Below are 23,818 nucleotides of genomic sequence, written 5' to 3'. Positions count from 1 at the left end.
AAAATTACTTATTCTTAGACTCAAAACTTGGATATTCAAAAAAAACATCTCCTTTTTCCTTTTCATATATTTCAATTGAATTTTCACTAATTCTTAATTTTAGATTAATACTTTTTTTATCAATAATTTCATTTTTTCTTATGATATCTTCTACATAAGTAATCCAGTGCAGAATATTATTGCTTTGTACAATTACTTTTAAATTATGACCACTTGTAACTTTACCAAATCCTGGACTCAAATATGTTTTCCCATTAATATTCATAAAACCAGAAGATAGACCACTTTCCCACATTTTCTCTCTATCTGAGTTAGTGAAATTTTGTCTTACTTGTGGTAGGTCTGGTGCTAAAAACTTCTTCAATATATGTGGATAGTCTTTCTCCAAAACTTCAAGCCACTTTAGATTTGCGAATGAATCTTTATGTTTGTCAAGTCCAAGGAATATAATGTTCTCTTCATCAATATAAGCGAATAATAAATGATTGCCTCTTTTTACAAACTTTGGTTTCTTAAAGGATTCCAAGGATAGGTGAAAATGAAAAATATTCCATTCATTACTTAAATGGTCAATTTGTTTTGATTGAATAATCTTATCAGTTTGAAAACAATTTAAATTTCCTCCATCTAAAGCCAATTGAATAATTGTTTCTATTTCTAATCTCTTATGGTGGGACTTAATTTGATCCTCAAATTCAGAAACTATAAAAACATTTCTCTTTTTAGGTTCTAAAATTTTTGACTTTAAATTAAAAAAATCAATCAATATTTTTTGGATATTCTGATCTAAAGAAACCTTCAAATCGGAGTCTTTCAAAATATTTGAAATTTCGTTTTTTAAGTCTTTTTGAAAGTCAAAGTTATTCATTTATAGTTTATTATTTCGCCCTTAGACAAAAGGAGGAAGAAGATTTAAGAAACAAATTCACCAGTATAAAAAAATTTTATCAACGTTTTCTTACCCTACAATTCTCAATTGGGCATGTATTTTTTCATCAATAAGCTCAGGATATTCTTCTTCAAATTTTTCCTTAACAGATTTGTCTTTTATAGTCAATTGTTGATGTAAATGTCCTAATTTTCTTTTATTTAATTCAATAATTTCAGACCAGCTCATAACATATACTTCAATATTTTTATCCGTTTTTTTATCAAACAAAAATGGAACTTCCCTGTAAATTTCTCGCTGAGATTTTATCTTTGACTTTGCGTATGCGTTAAGCTTTGAAGATATCAGAATTAATTTGTATTTTACTTTATCTGCTGGTAATGCCGAATGTTGTTCAAGTGTAAATGCATATCTATCTATTTGATTTATTTCCTTTAAGCCTATTGAACATTTTGGTGATTTTAGTTCGACAACCATTATTTCTCGCTCATCTGAATCTGTTATTTTTTCATTGTAAAAGAATAAGTCTGTAATATCATCTAAATTATTTTCTTCAATTAAATTTTCATCCTCATTAGTTGGTTCATAATTTAAAAAAGAATCGTGAAGTTGATCTAAAATATTTCCAATTTTTTTATCTGACCAGAGATGTGGTGTCCCATTGTAATTTTCACCGAAAAGCCATAATTCATTTTCAATTATTTTATGCAATTGGCTTCTCTCTTTAAGTACTTTAGATATTTCACCGTAAGCTAATTCATGTAAAAAATTTAAAAACTCCAATTTTTCACTTACCTGAGACGCAAATTGTATTACATCTTCGAGATCCGTTTTCTGTAACAATGAATTAAATTTTAATAAATTATCATCTGAAAGTTTTAAAATTTTACTAAATAAATATTCAATATTTCCATTAGAGATAGCTTTATCTAAAAGCGGATAAAGAAAATTTCTAATTTTATTATCTTCTTGTATCAAGTGATGTTCATCTTCTAATAAGTATGCAATTTTTTTAAAAACCACCTCCTGCGATGTTGATGCGGGTTTTCCTTCTTTGTAAGGATAGAATTTATCATTCTCTAAATTCGTTATAAATTTATCGAACTTCTGATTTCTGCCTTTAAAGAAGTCATTAATAGAATCCTTAATTTCAGTTTTTAATTTTTTAATTTCTTCTTCGCCTAAAGTTTCTAAGTCAATATTTCTAAATAAATCCAAATCAAAAAAATCAGAATCTATATATATAAACCAAGTTCCTAAATCAGGCGTATACCAATCTGAAGAATATGTATATTCGTGAGCAACAGACTTTACACCTGCATTATCAGTTTGAAAAAAGACTTTTACTTTTTTTAAATTAGATTGTATATTATAGAAATAAAAATTAACTAAATGATTTTTTCCTCTTTTATCTGTGTAGTTAATTGTTTTAATTGATGGCGGTTCTATTACAAAGTTTTCTTTTTCAAGTTTGTTTCCATTAACAAAAAAAGCAACCTTATTGTTAAATATTTCGTAAGGATAATTCTCAAATAAACTTTGAGCAATGTTATTTTCCAAAAAATTACTTGTGATCTTATTCTTGATTATTGGCTTGGTTTGAATATTATGATGAAGATTTTGGATTTCAACTTTATAATATGAATTATAATCTTTTCCTTCTAAAAAATCGTAATCAACTTTTAAATCAATATTTTCTAAAGCAATATCTTTCAAGTCTGTTGTGTCTATTCCAAATAGAACCCTACTAAACTTATTCTCTTTTTCATCAAATGCAATGGTGTCAATTTTCATTAATTCACCTATTTGAAAAGAACTAAATCGTCCAATACCTTGACCTTTCTCTTTTACATTTGTCCCAATTTCAAGGATTGTATTTTTGAAATTATTCTTTGAGACACCATGACCATCGTCTGTAATTGCTATTTGTTCAATACCTGATTTAAATGTTAGAGAGTCATTATACTTAATATTAATATGTATATTTTTTGAATTTGCCTGAATAGAATTATTAATTAGTTCTTTAAACGCTTTAAATGTATCGCCATATTTTGTAAAATGGCTTTTAATTACCCTAGTATTAGTGGTTATTTTCTCAGATGTGCTTTTCATCGTGTCTTTGCTCTAATTAGTTTACTATTCCTAAAATACCTGGTAAAATTAAGTTATATTTTGTTTTTCGTGATTTAACGCATTTTTATTTGTTGTCTAAAATTTAAAATAGTAATTTAAAATTGATTAAATTATAATATAATTGCATAGCATTAATATTTTCACGATTACTCTTTTGCTGATGAATTTGATCATAATTACTAATTAGAAATATTTTCAAGAACCGAAGTAATCAACTCTAAATTAAAAAATAACAGATTTTAATACTTATTCAACAAAGTTTGACTTTAATTCGATGACATAGTTTTCAAATTTAAAATTATAAATATCAAAAAGTTCACTTTAAAATACGTTTCGGAATATAATTTCTCTAGAATTTTAATGATTTTGTTTTGGTTCTGATAATTGATGTAGCGAATAATTTCTCTTATTCTTTCATCTATTATTTTTTATATTCTGTAATTATACCAGTATGAGAAAAAGTAAACACACGTTCTTCAAAAATTGATTTCATAATCAGCCAGACCTTATCTGTTAGCTTGACTTCAATTTTTCTACTCGCGTCAACTTCAGTAAGCTTACCTGTAAAAGTTATTTCGTCCAAATTTACAGATGCACAGGTCACTCTATGGACCAAGGTACTGCCTGGAATCTCGCGGCATTTTGTATACAGTTTGTTTTTACGTCCCTTACCCACTTCACGTCTAAAATCCTCAGCAAATGATGCTAACAAAACCTGCTTTCCGTTATTCAGAATTATTAAATATTCATAAAAATCCAGTTCATGCTCAAACTCAATCCTTCGATTGTTGCCTATACCGACAGTGAGTATCACCGGACTAGTAATCAATATACTCAAATTGAATCCGAATTGTCCCATATATATTTCTCTGGAATCCCTTTGTAAATCTTCATCATTGATTTCTCTTAGTTCAACCAAACCTATATTTCGGTACTTAGCGAAATTAATTCCATCTTGCGTGAAGCCTCCTTTCGAAACAATGACTCCCTTATTAATATTTGCGTCTTCAATAATCTCAGACACTTTCATTACGATATCTTTGTTAACCTTTTCTTTCCAGTATTTACATTCGATAGCAGTATCATAGGAATGTATCCCATCAGAATGAGAAGTTAGTACATCTATTTGATGGCTTAATCCAGATTTGCCAATAACTTTACAGCTACTCCCGTACCCTTTGACCTTAACCCCAGTCTGTTTACCAAGGGTCTCGTAAATGTATTTTGTAATGGATTCGTAAGTCTTCCAATCTAAAGTATTTGTTCCATCCATAATTTATGCAAGTGATTAATGAAAAAATTATGATTGCAGAAATTAAACCCGAATTCTTATTTATCAAAAAAAATATCAAGGATTTATTTCCTAAATGATTTAAAGAATAACATTGGCTTCGCATCTATAAACGCAATCGTTTCACACTTGAAACAGATGCCCCATAACTGAACAACCATTCTTTACTTACAGCTAAAATACAAAAATCATTATAGATGTTCTTCTTATATGTCAACAGTTTATTGTAAATCTAAAAATAAAAGAGACATTAAATAAAACATACACTTTAATTAAAGAAAAAAACTATGATTGCCTTAGTACCTACAATGACAAGAGGAATATGGCAAATGACAAAATTATTTAACGTATCTCCAAATATGATTAGATTTTTTTCATTGAATAATGTGATTTCTGATAGTGTTCTAATTATACTAAATTTTCTGTGCCTCCAATTGGCTTTTTCATCCTCTTACTTACTATAATTTACGATGAACATGGAAACTTTCATACTTAACGGTGTGCCGCTTATTATTGGAGGACAAGTTTGACCATTTACGCAATAAAACGAAAACCGCCTGAACAGAACCAGTCATCTTCTGCTAGTGCCCTATACATCGCACTCTCCCATGAATTCAAATTTACGTGTTCATATGAATCAGCCTCATCTGCAAGGTACTTTTTTACTCCTGCAGTTCCTGCCGGAGTTGAAAAAATTCTCTCCAGATTATATTTCATTCCCGACAGCCTCCTTGCTGCCTGAGATGCATACAATTTCTTTAAATCAAAACAATGCAGATGCGACACCACCCTCGCAGACAATAAGGCACTCCATCTGGGATGGGCCGAAACGCCAAATTTTAATGATAAGGGATCGGTTTTATTTACCTCAGCGATGAGCCATTTTTCATTTTCAATATTGTCAAAGTAGGGATGCAGAGTTTCATCGGTTGGTCCAGTGGGACAGTCTGCCAGCTTCCCCGTATTACAGTCTTTGCATGAGGGCACTAAATTTATGGGGACCACCGATAGCCGTGGAAATTTTGTTTTTGGAAGGTAGTGGTCCAGAGTTGTGGCCTCTCCGTGCGAACACAGTGGGCATATTCCCTGAGGTGCGGACATAATAAGTTTATCATAATATGCTCTGCCCTGAGGTTTAGCCACCATCTGCCCGGTATACAATTTTTTCAGATCTTCATTTGTTACATTTCCGTTAACCAATGTCTCAGTGAGAATTGTGTGTACCAGCCCCTTGGTGATTTTATTTTCAAATTCATTTTCAGCATTGTTTATTAAGGTCTGGCAGGCAGTAAGCCTGCCTCTAAATGCAGCATTGCCGACGGTACTTACACAAATTGGAAATACTTCGGCCGCAGTTATGGTTGGTTTATCAATTTTTCTCATTTCATTCCTTATTAGCTATCAAAGCCATGACAATTGATCTTGCCTCTGCCCCAAGCTGATTATTGAATAATTTCAACACATCTTCATAGCTGTAGTTATTGTTTGCAACTATTTCCGCCAGCATTTTGTAAAATCCTGAATTTCTAACCTCCAGTCCAAATACTTCATTGGTCAAAACACCCACATTTTCCCCGAACGATTCTCTGGGAAGACGTTCACAAACAGCCACGTTTCCGCTTCTTCTGATCTTCCATATGCAGCTTTTAGGCACCTCCTGCAGAATTACGGGAGAATGTGTCGAAATGATAGCCACTCCATTTGTTTTGATCAAGAGATCTGACACGGCCCTAATAAATGCTGATAAAAGCGGAGGATGCAGATGGGCTTCCGGTTCATCCATTAACACCAGGCTTTTTTCCTGCAGTTTTTCAACTAACTTTGTTATGGTAAGCAAAATTATTTTATGTCCTGAACTAAGTCTCCTAAAAGCAGTAACAATCACCATTTGCGAACCATTTAGATCATCGCGTAGGAATAATTCGACAAAACTCTCCCTTTGGAAATTTTGATCTGATTCCAAAGTTTTGAGCGACTCGATAAGTCTGTTCATTAATCCCCGCGACTTGCACACGTTCACACTTTCAAAAAATTCCTCTGACAGTGCATTCAAATCCTTAATTCCTAGTCCGAAATCCTGTCCATCTTTTCCGCGAAGTCCTATGTATGAATATGTCATTCCGTTAATAAATTCCTCTTTTTCAAGCACATCCTGATCATCAAAAACACTAAAAGAAACTGAAATCAAATTTGTAAATGAATTTTCCTCCAGATCATACTTATTTATTTTATTAAAATGGAAAGTGCCCGGAGAAAATAGAAAATCTGAAGGCACTGCAAGTGAATGAATCATATTATCAATTAAGGTCGTCTTACCTGCCCCATTCCTGCCGATTAGAACATGTATATTGGTTGGCGGCATGGACTCAGGAATCACATCAAATAAAAAATCAAGCGGCTCAATCCCTCCACGCTCTTCCCTTACAAATCTAAAACTATAAGGAGTTAATGTAGCTCCTCCGTTTGCAATTCTCCTATATTGGCCTGTAATAGTACTGGCTTGCAGGCCCCTAAGAAAAGAAACCTCGACAACTTTTTCATCTTTCACGCTGTCAAAAATCTCAGGCTTTTTTGCAATATCATTTAATTGGTTAAGAATAAAATCCCTTATTTCATCTCCGAGTTTATTTAATTCCTCATAATATTCCTCTGAGTTTCCAACTGAAAAATACTCATCTCCGATATAATCAAAGACATGATCAACCTCATAAATTCTGTCATGTTTTTCCTGTCCTTTGAAACCTATTTTTAATCCGCCTATATCGTGCTTACGAGATTCATTATCGACATAGAAAATTCCGAATAAAGTATAAAAGCTATAATCGTTCCAATTGTCCCATACAAGACACACCTCGTTTTTAGTTTCCGGGGCATACTCGCCCCAAGTATCTAGAATTCTGAAAATCATTTTATTTTAATGTAAATTATTTTAATAATGGGCATGTACCCAGTCAAAATTTCTGTTCTTCTTAATTTGTCAAATCGAAGTTTACTACATCGGCGGCCGAGGTCTTGCTCGTAAAGCTGTAAACAATAGCAACACTATAACGCGCTCGGGTAATTGCAACATAAAATTTTGATCTGCTGGTCGCTGCCAGCTCGCTGTCATTATCCAAGAGCCACTTGACATATGGTTTTGTAGGATAGATTAGCACTCTCTCAAAAGAAAGCCCTTTGGATTCTCCAAAATTCATAACGGCATAATTATCATTCACTTTTTGCCTTCGGCTATCTCTCAATTGCACCGGATTATAGAGTTCCAAATAACGGTCAATATCTTTTTCCCTAATAAAAAAAATTCCATCATGGCCAGACTTATAGGTATTGCCGGATTCGGCAGCCGAAAATTTATTATATAATTTGTTTGATAAGTTGCAGATTAGTTCGTTGCATCTATAGTTAGTAAGCAGTGAGGTCTGATCGGTTGTAATCTTGATTGACTTATCTTCAAAGAAATAATTTACGACATTTGCCTTTTTATATTGTCTATTTTTTGCAGAACTGTTTGTCGAATAGGTACCCTGCCTCGGATCTCCCACTAGTATCAATTCAGAGTTCGAACTGAACAGCAACTTTAGCAGTTCCAGATCATAACCTGCCAAGTCCTGAATCTCGTCAATGAATATTTTCGGAAAGATTTTTGATATCCTGTCCACTACAGCGTTATTGCTAGATTCATTGGCCGCACATACGAACTCCGATATCTTGTCGGAATATATCTTTTGGTCTTTTGTAAAATAATAATTTTCAACATCGCTTTTAGCAACATACATCGCTGATTTTGTATTGACCAGCACCAGTCCTTTTATCCGCCTGTCAAAAATAGCCCCTTGAAAGGGTCTCACACCATGTTTCAGAAGAAAGGAAAACCAGGTTTGAACTGTAATGTTTTCAGGAATATGATTTACTATTTCAATGATTTTCTTCCTAATTTCCGTTTCATTAGCCTGCGTGTAAGTGGTAATCAAAACCCTTGCCTCTGGATTCTTTATCGCTTGATCAATCAAATAGGTTGTTTTACCTGATCCAGCTGCAGCAATAATAAGTTTATTGTTTTCCATCTACTTATTAATTGAATCTAAAATATAGTGCGGAAATTGCAAAGTCTCTGAAGAATCGAAAATCTTTAAAGCACATTCTGTTTTGTTTGCTTTCATGTATCTGTGCATATCATCTTCATCTGTGAAATCTTTTCCAAATATTACATTTAATTTTTTTAGGCCATTCACCTTTAGAAACTTTGGTTCAAGGGTATTGTAGTTGAAATCCTTAGTGCCGATTTTTAATGGCCCCGTATCAATATCCTTGTCAAAGCAGATTCTTATATTCTCTTTTGCATTGTCACCAAGATAGCCACTGTATTTTTCTTCCAAAGCACTTATATCTCCATCACTATCGGTAACGACAGCAACTTCTCGGTCGATTTTTTCGGCTATTTCCAGAAATCTTAAAAATGAGGTCCCTACTGAAATGACATCTATTCCCTTTTCAATAGGCAGCGCACCATCATTCGCATCCATAAAAGCTTTCTGAACAACCAATTCGTCTGAATCGCCTTCAACGAGGATCGCTTTTTTACAAAGAATCAATCTAAGGGTGTCATACCCCGCTAGCTTTTCAAAAAACAATTCGGTATCTTCAGAAAGATTGTTCAGCTTCACTGTTTTTTTATTATTCAACAAAATTAGATGCTCTAAACCCAGCTTATTCGATACAAAACTGCTGTGTGTAGAAATCAAAATCTGCTTATTCTCGTCTCCTGCTTTGATATCAGATATTAATTGGTTCAAACTTGAATGCGAAAGATGATTTTCAGGTTCTTCCAGGAGGATAATGGCTGCTTCCTTTGCCTTTTTATGGCTTAATGCCAGCTTGGTTTTTATTATGCACTGCTCTCCTTTTCCGATGTAGTGAAATGGTATATCATCCAAATAGGTCATCAGACTGTTTTCCCAAGCATTCTTAGAAGACAACTCAACAGATATCTCTACTCTTTTATTCGATATCTTGGCGGCGTCTAATATTTTTTGATTTATTTTTTTTATAGGCGCATCTGAATTAAAAAAATCCTTCATTTTCCGGTGAGATTGGGATATCTCAACAATTTCATTCGATTCAAGGAATTCCTTAATTATTCTCGATATATATATGTCCGAACCATTCTGAAATTTGCTGCTTGCAGAATCGATTAGAGCTGATTTGACTGGAATTGTCCTCACAGTTATGCTTTCATCGCGCGCAAAACTCGACCAGAGTATACTGTAATATTCTATTGGAAGTGATTTGACTCCTCCAATTTTAATTAACTCCTGATATTCCCTTTTATATTTTTCATCGAAAGAAATTTTTAAAAAAAAGCCTTTCGAATTAGATCTCTCGCTATTCATATCTCCCAGAAATTCATCCAGATCATCACCTTCCATATAGACTTCGATAAGTATATGCGGAGGTGCGCAATTGACATTTCTTTCAAGGTTCGAAAGATATTCTTTAATTACCTCGTAGTTAAAAATGTATTGCGTTAGTTCAGCACTTAAATATCTGCCGTTGATTAACCCTGTCAAAGCGAGATGAATTGCCTCCAAAATAGTCGATTTGCCGGCTTCATTGTCCCCGACAATTATGTTTGTGCCATTTTCAAGAATCAATTTGAACGAACCCTTGAAACTTTTGAAGTTTTCTATATGAATCTTTGATATATGCATATTTTTAGGTACTTAATATTTATGAGCCTCTTTTTCCACCTTCAGTGATAAATCCGATATTTGCAAATATCAAGATTTTTAATCTGAGATTTTTACGGAAAACCGTAATCCAATACTATATTATGAACTCATTCATAATCAAAAAGTGAAACCATCCGAAAGGCTCATATTACATCATGAAGATATTACTACAATCTTGCATAGTAAAATATTGAAGAAAATATATTAGTCTAGGTGCAGAATCGGTGCATCTATTTTAGGGACCAAATTAAAACTCTGTGAAACAAATATTTAAAAGTGTACGTTCGAAACATTACTACACATTTAAGAACTTCAGAACAAATAATGCTCCACAATGTGTCACAAAGTCTTAACAAAAAGCATTTGAAATTGATACTTTTCCTAAACAAAGAGGCCATTAAAATAGCCAGAATTTGAAAATAAAAACGCAAAAACTTTGTCTATTAAATATTATATCGTAATATTGCAATATAAATATAAAACGATGGGAGCAACAAAAACAGATCACTTTACAGAAAGCCAGAATGAGCTTGCTGTTTTAGCCAAAGCATTAGGCCATCCTGCGCGTATTGCTATTATGGAATATTTATTAAAAGTGGATGCTTGCATCTGCGGAGATATTGTAAACGAACTTCCGCTTTCACAGCCGACAGTTTCACAGCATCTGAAAGAATTGAAAAATGCAGGTCTGATCAAAGGAAGCATCGACGGAAACTCGATCTGCTACTGTATCAATGAACCTGGTCTGGAAAAGATAAAAGGCTTCTTTGAGCATATATCAGATCATTTGGCAAAAAAGAGAAGCGAATGCTGCTAATCTATAAAAAAATGGAAATCAGAAAACTTTCAGACAAACACTGGGATCAGGTAAAATTAATCTACCAAAAAGGAATAGATACCGGCAATGCAACTTTCCAGACCAGCGCCCCTTCATGGGAAGAATGGGATCAGTCGCATCTTAAGTCATGCCGGGTTGTGATGCAGGAAGATGGCAAGGTAATTGGCTGGGCTGCCCTTACACCTGTTTCTTCACGCTGCGTTTATGCAGGGGTTGCAGAGGTGAGCGTATATGTGGATCCAGCACATTCAGGAAAAGGAGTCGGGCTTACCCTTTTAAATGAACTTGTCAGACAGAGCGAAACAGAAGGAATCTGGACGCTTCAGGCAGGGATCTTTCCTGAGAACACGGCAAGTCTCCGCATCCACGAAAAAGCAGGTTTCAGATTACTTGGAACAAGGGAGAAAATCGGAAAACAAAATGGTATCTGGAGAGATACTGCGCTTCTTGAAAGAAGAAGCTCCGTTATTATTTAATAAAAAATATAGTTTAACTAAATATAAAAAATTATGAAACTTTCAGAAATTAAAGAAGTGCTTAAAACAGTGGAAGCTGTAAATTTTGAACTGCCGGACGGCACATTTGTACCGGAATATTTTCACGTAACTGAAGTAGGTCTGGTTACCAAAAATTTCATTGACTGTGGAGGAACAGTTAGAAAAGAAACAGTTGTAAACTTCCAGCTTTGGGACGCCAACGACTACGAGCACAGGCTTAAACCTCAGAAACTGATCCACATCATTGAGCTTTCAGAAAAAGTATTGGGAATTGAAGACAATGAAATTGAAGTGGAGTACCAGAACACTACTATCGGTAAATACGATTTGGATTTTAATGGTAAAAACTTCACTTTACTAAATAAACAGACAGCCTGTCTTGCTCAGGAGCAGTGCGGTATTCCATCTGATAAGCCTAAGGTAAAATTATCTCAGTTAAATACTGACAATGCTAATTCATGCACTCCTGGTGGAGGATGCTGCTAATCATTAAACAGATAATAAATAAACCTTTACAGCCAAAAAACTATGATATATCCACAAATTGAGAATACCGTTAAAGCATTTGATTTTAGGCAGATCTCCGAAGACCGCAAAGCAGTCCTTCAGCCATTAATCGACTTCATTCAGACAAAAGTGGACAGTAAGCTGGAAACCAGACTAAACCTAATCTGCACACACAATTCCAGAAGAAGCCACTTATCGCAGGTTTGGGCGCAGACTGCGGCCGCCTATTACGACATCAAAAACGTTTCATGCTATTCAGGAGGAACCGAGGCTACTGCCCTTTTCCCAATGGCAGCGGAGACTTTGAAGGATTCAGGATTCAACATCAAAACTCTTTCAGAGGGATCAAACCCTGTTTATTCAATAAAATATTCAGCTGACGAACTTCCTGTCATCGGTTTTTCCAAAACCTATGATGATGATTTCAATCCTGAAAGCGGATTCGCCGCAATAATGACCTGCTCGCAGGCTGACGGCGGATGCCCGTTTATAGCAGGCGCTGAGAAAAGAATCCCGATTACCTTTGAAGATCCAAAAATTTCTGACGGAACGCCTCAGCAGAAAGAAACTTATCTGGAGCGCAGCCTGCAGATTGGAACTGAAATGTTTTACGTATTCTCACAAATAAAAAAATAAAATGTCAGCAAATAATTGTGCACCAGTCGTCGGACGCAAAAAGTTAAACTTCCTTGACCGCTTCTTAACACTTTGGATTTTCCTTGCTATGGCTATAGGCGTGGCAATAGGATACTTTATTCCTTCAAGCGGAGATTTCATCAATTCATTCTCCAGCGGAACAACAAACATTCCATTGGCAATAGGACTTATCCTGATGATGTATCCGCCACTGGCAAAAGTAAAATACGAGCAGATGGCTCAGGTTTTCAAAAACACAAAGGTCTTAAGTGCCTCTTTATTCCTGAACTGGATTGTAGGCCCTGTTTTGATGTTTTTATTGGCGCTCCTGTTTTTGAACGGATATCCTGAATACATGATTGGGGTGATCCTGATCGGTCTGGCACGCTGTATCGCAATGGTTGTGGTATGGAATGATCTGGCAGAAGGAAACCGCGAATATGCTGCAGGACTTATTGCCCTTAACAGTATTTTTCAGGTGCTTCTTTACAGTGTATATGCATACATTTTTATAACTATCCTACCTCCATATTTTGGATATGATGGTTTTGAAGTGAACATCAGCATTGCACAGATTGCCGAGAGCGTCGGTATCTATCTAGGTATTCCATTCGCTCTGGGAATCATAAGCCGTTATGCTTTGATAGCCTTAAAAGGTTCTGAATGGTTTGAGAATAGGTACGTGCCGTTTATCTCGCCAATTACTCTTATTTCATTGCTCTTTACAATTATTGTGATGTTCAGCCTGAAAGGGGAACTTATTGTTCAGATCCCTATGGACGTTGTTCGTATTGCAATACCTCTTGTGATTTACTTTACTTTAATGTTTATCATCAGCTTTTTTACAGGAAAATATTTTGGGGCTGACTATTCAAAGGCAACCTCTATAGCATTTACAGCCACCGGAAATAATTTTGAATTGGCAATTGCTGTTGCAATTGGAGTATTCGGGATAAACAGCGGCCAGGCATTTGCAGGAGTTATAGGCCCTCTGGTAGAAGTGCCTGCTCTTATAGCACTGGTAAACCTTGCATTCTGGTTCAGAAAAAAGTATTTTACAAAACAGGTAGCTGCAGAAACTGCTTAAAAAAAATGAGAATTGCAATAATATCGGATATACATGCGAACTTCCCCGCATTGGAGCAGACTTTAAAAAGTATTGAAGAGCAGAATATTGACGCTGTTTACTGCTTAGGAGATTTAGTAGGCTACAATTTATGCCCCAATGCCGTGATCAACGAGATCCGTAAAAAGCATATCCCTACCCTTGCAGGAAATCACGATGTCAAAGCTGTCGAAATACATAATGACGGTTCAAATGACATTGAAAGCTACGCATATCAGATTGTGGGCAAAGAGCAGATAAAATATCTTTCTGCTCTTCCTGCCCATATTAAACTTGAATATCAGACTGCTAACAAACTTATAAAGATTTTGATGGTCCATGGCAGTCCTTACAGCAACAGAGAATATCTGCTTGAGGATAAAAATGAGAAAGATTTCACTAACATTTTTCTTGATTCCAATACAGACATTCTTATCTGCGGACATTCTCATTTACCTTATCATCGTATATTGGAAAATCCCAATAAAAAAGGCAGTTATTTTCATGCCATTAATGCAGGGTCGGTTGGAAAACCAAAAGATAGAAATCCGGACTGCTGTTATGCAGTGATAACCATTGAAAAAAGCAGTAATCTTTCCAAAAAAGACGGCATTAAAGTAGAATTCATAAGAGTACCTTATGATATTGAAAAATCGGCCCGCGCTATTGAAGAAAGTCCTCTTCCGGACGTTTACGCGTTTATGCTTAGAAAAGCATATTAATGTTTTGAAAAAATATACTATGGAAAGTTTTAAATTATTTTTAAAGAGCATTGTTCCTCTCAGCGATCAGGAATTTGAAAATTACAGTCCGTATTTCAAAGCAAGAACATTAGGCAGAAACAGTTATTTTGCAGAGATCGGGAAAACTTCTAAAGAGGCTGCTTTTATAAAAAAAGGGCTGCTCCGAACGTATTACTTAAATGAAAAATCCGAAGAAGTAACTTCGTGCTTCTGTGCAGAAAATAATTTGACAGCTTCTTACAAGAGCTTTATTTCGCAGCAGCCTTCGGAACTTTCCATTCAGGCCGTAGAAGATACCGAACTTATAACAATCAGTTACAATGACCAGCAGATTCTCTACCAAAAGAGTCCTCTTTGGCAGAATATTGGAAGGAAAATTGCCGAGCGGCAGTATATGGTGATGGAACAGTATGCCAGTGTTTTGTGCAATGAAAGCGCAAAGGAAAAATACATCCGCATGCTTAAGGAACAGCCTGCAGTTGTAAACAAGGCTTCCGTAAATGATATTGCAAGTTATCTAGGAATAACGCGCAGGACTTTAAGCAGGATAAGAAATGAGATAGCACAAAAATAGAGGACATTTGTCCTTAGTTTTAATTATGCTTCCCCATAATTTTGCTTTTATAATCAATTAAAAATAAAATGGAAACAGCAATTATCATTTCATCCTTCTTTCTTGTTCTTTTTGCGGTCTTGGCCTTGTATGATGGCTTTTATCTACATATTTTCAAATACCAGCTTCACAATGAGGAAGAAAGTAAAACTGAGCACATTACTCATACTTTGAGAGCTGTTTTCTTTCCGGCAATCCTTTATTTTTTGTTCTTGAAACAGGATAATCATACTAGTTTTACAATAGGCTTAACCATTGTCCTTTTGGATATACTGGTGCTAGGGTATGATGCTTTTATAGAAAAAGACAGCAGACAGTTTATGGGAGGGCTTCCACGCTGGGAATATATTGTCCATTTATTTGTAAACGGTTTTCATTTTGCCTCAATTGCGGTTTACCTCTCCATCAGGTTTACTTTTCAAAATGGGGAAATTATGATTTCCAATATAATTCAATCTCCGGGATTCTTTAATTTGTTAATTGTAAATCTTTTGCCGGGAGCTATCCTCATGGCAATTCTTCATGTTTTCTTATGCATGCCAAAAACGGCCAACGTATGGAATAATTTCAGAAGTAAAATCAATTGTTGTTAATCCATCTTTCTGCATAAGCAGAAGATAAAATTTATTAATTTGGAAATAAATACTATTCACAATCAGTTTTATATCATTTTGGGCAGATATATTAAGGCACGTATAAATGATACCGACGATGCTTCTGATGTTTTGCAGGATGTATTTATAAAGATAAATGAGAATTTAGTATCGCTGACTGATGAAAGTAAATTAAAAAGCTGGATTTTCACGATCACAAGAAATTCCATTATTGACTATTACAGAAAAAATTCCAATCGTAAAAAATCAGAGCTGACCGAATGTATAATGCAAAAAATAATGCATGAAACAGATTTCGAGACTTCGGAAAGTCTGGACTGCTGTTTAATAAAATTTATTGAGCAGCTGCCGGAAGACTATCGGGATATTATCATGGATAGCGAAATACATGGAATTAAACAGAAAGACTTAACAGAAAAATATAACCTTGCCTACCCTTCCATCCGTTCTAGAGTGCAAAGAGGCAGATCCAAATTAAAGGAAATGCTTCTGGATTGCTGCAGTATTGAATTAGACCGCCGTGGAAATGTTATGAATGTTACGTCTAAAAAATCATGCACCGGAGGAAAATGCTGATTTTACCTAATCATTTACGGAAGATTCATATATAAAAATTCAGGCTGTAAGAAAAAAAATCAGCAAGGTTTGCATCATTTTTAGATTAGTACGTCTTAAGTAGTATTAATCATTAAAAATTAAAATTATGAAAAACAAAATGTACCTTACTATTGCTGCATTGGTATTGTCTGCTGGAAGTATCTTTGCTTATGCGAATTTATCAAAAACTGATGCAAAGAAAAACTGCACTGAAAAATGTTCAACGCATTGCTGTAATGACGATTCTGGAGCTTGTGCTCCGAAAGATTGTAAAAAGTAATTTTTCCGCAATTATCAATTATAAGACAACTTTTTGAGTTGTCTTATTTTTTATATTAATTATTTAACAAAAAAATTATAAACACGAATTATCAAACTTAATTATAGTATTGTAAATAGGCATACTATTATTACTTTTACACACTAATTCTATAGGATATTAGAAGTATGATAATTAAAACACTTGCGGATAAAAAAATCTTATTACTTTTTATTCATTTATCTGTATTTCAATTATGTGCACAGCAAAAAGACAGCTTATCCCTGCAGTTCTCAATGAATATTGAAATAAGACCAAGAGTTGAGTACACTTCAAATTATACACTTCCTCCCAACGACTCAATTGATCCATATTTTTATATCACACAGAGAAATCGAGTTTCTACGCAGTACGAAAGAGAAAAATGGCTTATAAAATCAGATCTTCAGGAAATTCATCTTTGGAATCAAGATAATAAAACATCCAAAATAGGAAGTATTAATTTTTATCAGTTGTATTTTGAAACTAAATTCAAATCGATAAACTTTAAGTTAGGAAGGCAAAGCATTTTACTGGATAATGGCCGGTTATTTTCCGACGCTCCCTGGGCACAGCAAGGACGAGCTCATGAAGGAATACGAGTAATGAATTCTTCTAAAAAGTTCTCTAACGATTTCTTCTTTTTATTTACACGTAATTATAATAAAGAATTTGATGCATTTTATTCTCCCGTCGCTTCAAATCGTTATAAATACTTGTTAATGAACAATTTTCACTATAATTCTGGCAAATATTTTTCTTTTAATTCAATGAATATCATTGATTTTCTTAAAAGCGCGGCCTCTGATAAGATATATACTCGTGCCACTACAGGGGGAAGAATTGCGTTTCAAAAAACACAATGGTATTACACACTTAATACCTATCTGCAATTTGGAAACAATCCAAAAGGCCAGAAATTATTAGCCTACTATCTTCAGCCTGAAATTAGATTAAGCCTTCCAAAATCAATTTGGAGATTGGGTGCTGAAATAATTAGCGGAAGCAGCTCTTCATTACATAAAAACGAATCCGAAGATTTTGACGTCTTATATGGAGTTACCTGGAAATTTAACGGAAACATGAATGTATTTACACGTTTCCCTGCCGATGTTGGCGGAAAAGGTTTAGTAAATCCTTACTTATTTACCACAATACCTATAAATACTAAATTATCGCTACGTTCGGATTTTCATCTTTTTTACACCCAATATTCCTTAATCAATAAGTCAGGCCAGCAGGAATCAAAGTTTCTTGGATTTGAAAATGATATTTCACTAAAATATAAACCTGTAAAAGAATTAGAAGTTAATTATGCTTTTTCATTTTATAAATCCTCGGATTCAATGAAGAATCTTCCTAAAATAATAGATGAAAATAAAATATCAATTTGGAGCTATCTAATGATATCTTATAATTTTAATGTCATACATTCAAAAGAACCCAAAAACTAGCTTCCTATTAAATATTCGCCAGTCTATAAGTTGGATTTAGCCTTTTTATAATAAGATAAAAATTCAGTACTTGAGTTTTAATCTCTAAAATATTTATAAATTTGAAAAGTGAAATTAATCGTAACAATATTATCCTTCATCGTACTGTTTCTTTCTACAGTTCCATGCTCCGCATTTGCTAAGCATTCAGAATGTGGTGTAGAGAAAAACTGTGAGAATGACTCGCATGACTGCGGTAACGAATGTAATGGAAAGTGTTCCCCGTTTTATTCCTGTGGAAACTGTATTGGCTTTACAATAAATTTTAATTCTGTAATTATTACTAAAAAATTGGAATTCAAATTGGATGAAGTCTCACAGACGCCATCTTACAATAAATTTGTCTATTCTTCATTCATCTGTAAAATCTGGCAGCCTCCTAAAATTTCTTAATATAAAAAGTTTATCCCTGCATTAATCTCATTATGCGGATCTATTGTTTATTATTAATATTAAGAAATCATAAATGTTTAAATATATTTTATTGATTGTGGCAATGACATTTATTGGCACTGCACAAGCACAGAATACTATCAAATTTCATTTCAAGAATGCTGAAACTAACGAACCTATAAAAGGAGCTTCTGCAAAAATTGAAGAAACAAATTCTATTTTCAAATCAGATATTGAAGGTAATATCATTATTGAAAACCTTAAAGATGGAAATTATACATTGTCTATCTCAATAGAAGGCTACGCTCCAAACAAAACACTTTTTAAAGTACCTTCAGCTAACAATTTTATAGAAATCGCATTGCAAAGTGAAGATGAAGAAGCTGAGGAAATGAAAGAAATAATTGTTACTTCAACCAGAGGAACCAGAACAATCAGCAATATTCCAACCAGAGTTGAATTTATTGCCGGAGAAGAGCTTGAAGAAAAAGCCAATATGAAACCGGGAGACATTCGCATGATGCTTAACGAAAGTACCGGAATCCAGACTCAGCAGACTTCTGCGATTTCAGGAAATTCTTCTATCAGAATTCAGGGACTTGACGGAAGATACACACAGATTTTAAAAGATGGTTTTCCTGTATACTCAGGCGCTTCAAGTGGACTGGGATTACTGCAGACTCCTCCGTTAGATTTAAAGCAGGTTGAGATTATCAAAGGTTCTGCCTCTACCCTATATGGCGGTGGAGCAATTGCTGGTCTTGTCAATCTTGTCTCTAAAACCCCAACTCAAGAAAGAGAACTGCGATTTTTAATCAATGGAACCTCTGCACTTGGTCTGGATATCAACGGTTTTTATTCCCAGCAGTTTAACAAAATCGGATTGACTGTATTTGCTTCTCACGACCGAAATGCTCCATATGATCCAGCAGATATACAATTAACCGCTATTCCTAAATTTGCACGCTTTAATTTTAATCCAAAATTATTTGTAAATTTTAATGAAAACACGAAGCTAAATTTTGGGATCAATACGGTTTTTGAAAATCGTATAGGCGGGAATATTGACTATATTAAGGATGAAGATAAGTATTCTGGCAGTTATTTTGAAAGAAATAAAACCCAGAGAATAAGCACACAGTTTACCCTGACTCATAAATTTAATGAACAGGAATCTGTTACGATTAAAAACAGTTTTAATAATTTCAGCCGTGTTATAACTATTCCTGACTATATTTTTGATGGTCTGCAGAACAGTAGTTTCTCAGAAATTAGCTATTCTAAAAATGGAGAAATTGCTGAATGGGTCGCTGGTGGAAATTTATATACCGACAAGTTCACTGAAAACCGTCAGACATCTTTTCCATTAAGAAACTATAATCAGATAACTTATGGTGCTTTTTTTCAGAATATCGTCAAAGCTAAGGAATGGCTGGATATCGAGACCGGTCTTCGAGGTGATTATGTTGTTGATTATGGATTCTCATTATTACCAAGAATCTCAGCTTTATTTAAAATAAATCCTAAACTTAGTTCTCGACTTGGCGGTGGTTTAGGCTACAAAACACCGACTATTTTTACCGAAGAAAGCGAGCGTATTCAATATCAAAATGTACTTCCTATCAATAGTGATTTCAATAAACTTGAAAAAAGTTACGGCCTTAATTTTGATGTAAATTATAAAACTAAAATTACCGAAGATATTTCATTATCATTGAATCAATTATTCTTTTATACAAATGTTGATAATCCACTGATTTTAACTTCGATTCCTAATGACCTTTATCAATTTGTAAATATTAATGGATATTTAGATACAAAAGGAACAGAAACAAATATTAAATTAGGTTACAAAGATTTTAAATTGTTTGTGGGTTACACTTTTACCGATGCTTCGATAGACAATAACGGAATGAAATCTCAAAATCCTTTAACTGCTAAACACAGATTAAACAATGTTTTGATGTATGAAGTCGAGGATAAGTGGAAAGCTGGTTTAGAAGCTTATTATTATAGCCCTCAAAAATTAAGCGATGGTACAACTGGAAGGGAATACTGGATTTTCGGTTTCATGGTAGAAAGGCTTTGGGAAAATTTTTCAATTTATGCCAATTTTGAAAATTTTACCGATACAAGACAGACAAAATTTGGAAGCATCTACACAGGACCAATCTCAAATCCTGTTTTCAAAGATATATATGCTCCATTAGATGGATTTGTTGTAAATGCGGGTTTTAAGATTAAAATACAGTGATATGAAAAAAAGTATTTATAATATAAAAAAGATGGATTGTCCGAGTGAGGAACAATTAATAAGAATGAAGCTCGCTGGTTTAGAACAAATCAAACAGCTTGATTTTGATATTGCAAACAGAAAATTAAGCATCTATCATACGAACGAGAACACTCTTATAACAAATGCAATTGATTCCCTCAATCTGGACAGCACTCTGCTGGCAACAGAACATACATCAGATCAAATAGAGCAAAACAGTGACGCACAGCAAAGTAAGTTATTATGGCAGGTTCTTATTGTAAACTTTTCATTCTTTCTAATAGAAGTAATTACTGGTTTTATATCCAATTCGATGGGATTGGTTGCCGACAGTTTAGATATGTTGGCCGATAGTATTGTGTATGGCTTAGCTCTTTTCGCTGTCGGGAGTACAGCATCAAGAAAAGGTAGTGTTGCAAAAATAAGTGGTTATTTTCAGATTGGACTTGCAGTTTTGGGACTTACTGAAGTTATAAGAAGATTTGTAGAATCTGACAATATTCCTGCATACGGAACTATGATAGTAGTTTCATTATTTGCCCTTGTAGGTAATTCGGTATGCCTTTACCTGCTTCAAAAATCTAAAAGCAAAGAGGCACATATGGAAGCTAGTATGATTTTTACCTCAAATGATGTTGTAATTAATATGGGAGTCATAATTGCGGGTATATTAGTATACTTTACTAATTCAATGGTACCCGATCTTATTATTGGTGTTTGTGTATTTTTCATAGTCGCAAGAGGAGCATTAAAAATATTACGGTTATGATATTGGTAATTATAAAAAAATAGCAAGTCTTTCAAAATTGTTTTTTTTTGATGTCGCTGCAACGATAGAGCAACCTAAAAAGAAAGAAAGAAAGAAAGAAAGAAAGAAAGAAAGGTTCTGTCCCACATACGTTGTGAGACAGCCTTTCATCTTTAGCATTAAAATAAAAGTTGCAACAAACATAAGATGCACACTAAATTTTGATTTAAATTTTTCAGTAAAATTGTTTTAAATTTAGATAAATACACTTTTACATTTTATTTAAAAAAATTTTGCTTAAGAATTTGTTTCATAGAATAAATCACCGCATGAATTAATATTTTTCAACATCTAACCCTGACGATACATACAAACCGGATTGAATAAAAATTTCAAATAATTATCTTACAAATTCACTTGGAAATAATCTAATTTCTTTAAATCATTCATAAAATGATTTGTAAATTGTGAACTAAACTTCACTTAATTTTGAAATAATCAAAGAAAAAATAAAAAGATTCATTTCACTTTTTTTTACAGAATTCAATCATTAGAAGCATAAAACACTGTAAAACAAAAAATTGATCAAAATTTATTATCTTTATCTTAATAACAATTTGGCTATGGAATATGAAGAATATGAATATAAAGGAAAAATTACACCTCTAGAAGCTCAAAAAGTGCTCAATAACGAAGGAATGAATGTTAGTTTGGAAGAAGCGACAGATATTTTAAAATTTCTAGTTAAAATGGCAGATGTAGCAGTAAGAAATTTTCTAAAAGAAGAAGATGCTATATAACCAACCTAAGTTAGCAAAATCCATTTTTAAACTCTAAGAAGCCTCAAACTTATGATGTTGGAGTTGAAACTTTTTTGCCCCTATATAACAGAACTTTTAATTCTTAATCGAAAAAACTAAGTATTTTACTATATTTGCAATACAAAAAAGATTAATACTACTGCGTGTTAGTCCGTTAATACACAAATTTTGTGCATGATTTTATATTAATATAATAAAAAATTGAATTTGGTGCAGAATCGGTGCACAGAGGTCCAAGACATAAATAAAAGTGGCATATATGGCGGTTTCAGGCATAAAGTTCGAATCCTGCTCTCCCCACAGAAAGGCCGAAAAGCAGGAAAAAATTAAGTTTTCAATCTTTTCAAAAAGCCACAAAAAATGTCTGAAGACCTGCAAATTCAACGATTTGCAGGTTTTTTTCGTTTTAAGCCTATTTTCAATATGGAATACCTCTTGTAAACGCACCAAAAAGTTAAGGCAGTCTAGGTGTTTTAAATCGAAAAACCCCAGTAAATCTAGCATAGGGAATTTAGTAATTTAACAACTAATATACTATCAGAATTGCGAAATATCACTTCTAATTGTAGAGGTTAAAAAATTATTCTCTTTACCTTTAAGAGTATGGAAACAGTTAGAAAAAAATACAGCATAGAATTTAAAATATCATCTGTCGAAATGAGCATAAAATGCGGAAGCGTCATTGACGTCGCCCAAGAACTTTGAATCAGCGAAAATACTCTCTCACATTGGAAAAAAGTGCATAAGGACGGAAAACTTACTTCATTGAAATTAACCGCTTCAAATATCACCAAAGAAGATTTATTGAAATTGAGGAAAGAAATTAAAAATATAAAACTGGAACGCGATATTCTAAAAAGGAGCAAAACATCTTCTCCAAGATAGGCAGGTAAGATATCAATTTATTAAAGATAATGTTCAGATATTCCCTACCGGGAAGATGTGCGAGATTTTCGAAATAAACAGAAGCAGTTTTTACCGCTGGAACAAAGCTCAGCCTATCAGCAAAAGAGATCGCAGGGCTTTTATATGTTCTGAAATTTCAAGAATCTTTAATTGGAGCTAAGGCAGATACGGCGGTACAAGAATTACAAAGGAATTAAACTCAATCGGCATTAAAATCTCTCGCGGGTATGTCGGAAGGCTAATGCAGAGATTAAATTTACAAAAAGTTTCAAAATTAAAATTTAAAAAAACTACAAATTCATTTCATAATTATCCAGTAGTAGATAATTTATTAAACCAGGATTTTAAAGTAAATAATGAAAACGAAGTTTGGGTATCTGATATTACTTATATCAGAACTGGACAAGACTGGTTATATCTAACAATAATTATTGATTTATTTGACCGCAAAGTAATAGGCTGGTCAGCAAGTGAAACTATGAAAGCAATCGACACTTCTATTGCCGCTTATAAAAAAAGTGTACTACATCGCCCTTTAACCAGCAGTCAAAGATTAATATTTCATTCTGACAGGGGAATTCAATACGCATGTAAGGGTTTTGTATACATAATTACAAAAAATACTCAAATATCTAGAAGCATGAGCAGAAAAGGAAATTGTTTTGATAACGCAGTAGCAGAAAGTTTTTTTTAAA

22 protein-coding genes and 1 pseudogene are annotated in these 23,818 nt (G+C 33.7%); 16 read left to right on the top strand and 7 right to left on the bottom strand.

The annotated features are described in order from the left end of the window. Positions 1-4: 4 nt before the first annotated feature. From ACNFIH_RS20950 to ACNFIH_RS20920, 7 genes are all read right to left on the bottom strand, one after another. A complete protein-coding gene (locus tag ACNFIH_RS20950) occupies positions 5-868 on the bottom strand; it encodes a hypothetical protein (RefSeq protein WP_426484626.1) in 864 nt (287 codons plus the stop codon). Between the two features lie 90 nt (positions 869-958). Then, entirely contained in the window at positions 959-3,001 is a 2,043-nt protein-coding gene (locus ACNFIH_RS20945; RefSeq protein WP_426484625.1) for an ATP-binding protein, read from the bottom strand. A gap of 442 nt (positions 3,002-3,443) precedes the next feature. Beyond that, positions 3,444-4,295: a restriction endonuclease gene (locus ACNFIH_RS20940; RefSeq protein WP_426484624.1), complete on the bottom strand. Its 852-nt coding sequence runs from the start codon at positions 4,293-4,295 to the stop codon at positions 3,444-3,446. Positions 4,296-4,847: 552 nt separating this feature from the next. Continuing rightward, positions 4,848-5,696 (bottom strand): HNH endonuclease, encoded by an 849-nt coding sequence (locus ACNFIH_RS20935; protein WP_426484623.1) that lies wholly within the window; start codon positions 5,694-5,696, stop codon positions 4,848-4,850. A gap of 1 nt (position 5,697) precedes the next feature. After that, on the bottom strand, positions 5,698-7,221 hold the full coding sequence (locus ACNFIH_RS20930) for an AAA family ATPase (RefSeq protein WP_426484622.1): 1,524 nt from the start codon (positions 7,219-7,221) through the stop codon (positions 5,698-5,700). 61 nt (positions 7,222-7,282) lie between these two features. After that, on the bottom strand, positions 7,283-8,374 hold the full coding sequence (locus tag ACNFIH_RS20925; protein WP_426484621.1) for a UvrD-helicase domain-containing protein: 1,092 nt from the start codon (positions 8,372-8,374) through the stop codon (positions 7,283-7,285). Next, positions 8,375-10,018, bottom strand: a complete 1,644-nt coding sequence (locus ACNFIH_RS20920) for an ATP-dependent nuclease (RefSeq protein ID WP_426484620.1) — start codon at positions 10,016-10,018, stop codon at positions 8,375-8,377. A 505-nt stretch (positions 10,019-10,523) separates the two neighbouring features. On the opposite strand from ACNFIH_RS20920, the gene ACNFIH_RS20915 reads away from it, so the two are divergent. The 16 genes and pseudogenes from ACNFIH_RS20915 to ACNFIH_RS20840 form a co-directional block, all read left to right on the top strand. Beyond that, entirely contained in the window at positions 10,524-10,856 is a 333-nt protein-coding gene (locus ACNFIH_RS20915) for an ArsR/SmtB family transcription factor (protein ID WP_426484619.1), read from the top strand. After that, complete coding sequence (locus ACNFIH_RS20910; RefSeq protein WP_426484618.1) at positions 10,847-11,353, top strand: N-acetyltransferase family protein; 507 nt, start codon at positions 10,847-10,849, stop codon at positions 11,351-11,353. The genes ACNFIH_RS20915 and ACNFIH_RS20910 overlap by 10 nt, the downstream gene beginning before the upstream one ends. Before the next feature lie 33 nt (positions 11,354-11,386). Beyond that, a complete protein-coding gene (locus tag ACNFIH_RS20905; RefSeq protein WP_008463724.1) occupies positions 11,387-11,860 on the top strand; it encodes a DUF6428 family protein in 474 nt (157 codons plus the stop codon). 42 nt (positions 11,861-11,902) lie between these two features. Continuing rightward, a complete protein-coding gene (locus ACNFIH_RS20900) occupies positions 11,903-12,517 on the top strand; it encodes a low molecular weight phosphatase family protein (RefSeq protein WP_426484617.1) in 615 nt (204 codons plus the stop codon). A gap of 1 nt (position 12,518) precedes the next feature. Then, a complete protein-coding gene (gene arsB, locus ACNFIH_RS20895; protein ID WP_426484616.1) occupies positions 12,519-13,604 on the top strand; it encodes an ACR3 family arsenite efflux transporter in 1,086 nt (361 codons plus the stop codon). A gap of 5 nt (positions 13,605-13,609) precedes the next feature. Continuing rightward, on the top strand, positions 13,610-14,344 hold the full coding sequence (locus tag ACNFIH_RS20890) for a metallophosphoesterase family protein (RefSeq protein ID WP_426484615.1): 735 nt from the start codon (positions 13,610-13,612) through the stop codon (positions 14,342-14,344). A 19-nt stretch (positions 14,345-14,363) separates the two neighbouring features. After that, positions 14,364-14,939, top strand: a complete 576-nt coding sequence (locus ACNFIH_RS20885; RefSeq protein ID WP_426484614.1) for a Crp/Fnr family transcriptional regulator — start codon at positions 14,364-14,366, stop codon at positions 14,937-14,939. A gap of 68 nt (positions 14,940-15,007) precedes the next feature. Further along, positions 15,008-15,571: a hypothetical protein gene (locus ACNFIH_RS20880; protein WP_426484613.1), complete on the top strand. Its 564-nt coding sequence runs from the start codon at positions 15,008-15,010 to the stop codon at positions 15,569-15,571. A gap of 39 nt (positions 15,572-15,610) precedes the next feature. Next, positions 15,611-16,168 carry an RNA polymerase sigma factor SigZ gene (gene sigZ, locus ACNFIH_RS20875; protein ID WP_426484612.1) on the top strand — a complete coding sequence of 186 codons (558 nt, stop codon included), beginning with the start codon at positions 15,611-15,613 and terminating at the stop codon, positions 16,166-16,168. Between the two features lie 127 nt (positions 16,169-16,295). Beyond that, positions 16,296-16,469: a hypothetical protein gene (locus ACNFIH_RS20870; protein ID WP_426484611.1), complete on the top strand. Its 174-nt coding sequence runs from the start codon at positions 16,296-16,298 to the stop codon at positions 16,467-16,469. A 167-nt stretch (positions 16,470-16,636) separates the two neighbouring features. Next, positions 16,637-17,941: an alginate export family protein gene (locus ACNFIH_RS20865; RefSeq protein WP_426484610.1), complete on the top strand. Its 1,305-nt coding sequence runs from the start codon at positions 16,637-16,639 to the stop codon at positions 17,939-17,941. 108 nt (positions 17,942-18,049) lie between these two features. Then, positions 18,050-18,373: a DUF6660 family protein gene (locus tag ACNFIH_RS20860; protein ID WP_426484609.1), complete on the top strand. Its 324-nt coding sequence runs from the start codon at positions 18,050-18,052 to the stop codon at positions 18,371-18,373. A gap of 73 nt (positions 18,374-18,446) precedes the next feature. Further along, complete coding sequence (locus ACNFIH_RS20855) at positions 18,447-20,627, top strand: TonB-dependent receptor (protein ID WP_426484608.1); 2,181 nt, start codon at positions 18,447-18,449, stop codon at positions 20,625-20,627. A 1-nt stretch (position 20,628) separates the two neighbouring features. Further along, a complete protein-coding gene (locus ACNFIH_RS20850; RefSeq protein ID WP_426484607.1) occupies positions 20,629-21,417 on the top strand; it encodes a cation transporter in 789 nt (262 codons plus the stop codon). Positions 21,418-22,019: 602 nt separating this feature from the next. Next, positions 22,020-22,196: a hypothetical protein gene (locus ACNFIH_RS20845; RefSeq protein WP_426484606.1), complete on the top strand. Its 177-nt coding sequence runs from the start codon at positions 22,020-22,022 to the stop codon at positions 22,194-22,196. 1,102 nt (positions 22,197-23,298) lie between these two features. After that, positions 23,299-23,817, top strand: a pseudogene (locus tag ACNFIH_RS20840) (IS3 family transposase); the annotation flags it as partial. Position 23,818: the final 1 nt, after the last annotated feature.

The sequence above is a fragment of the Flavobacterium sp. 2 genome (assembly GCF_049949195.1).
In the GTDB taxonomy this organism is placed as follows: domain Bacteria; phylum Bacteroidota; class Bacteroidia; order Flavobacteriales; family Flavobacteriaceae; genus Flavobacterium.
Note: the sequence above shows the minus strand (reverse complement) of the source record. Positions and strands in the feature narration are given on the sequence as shown.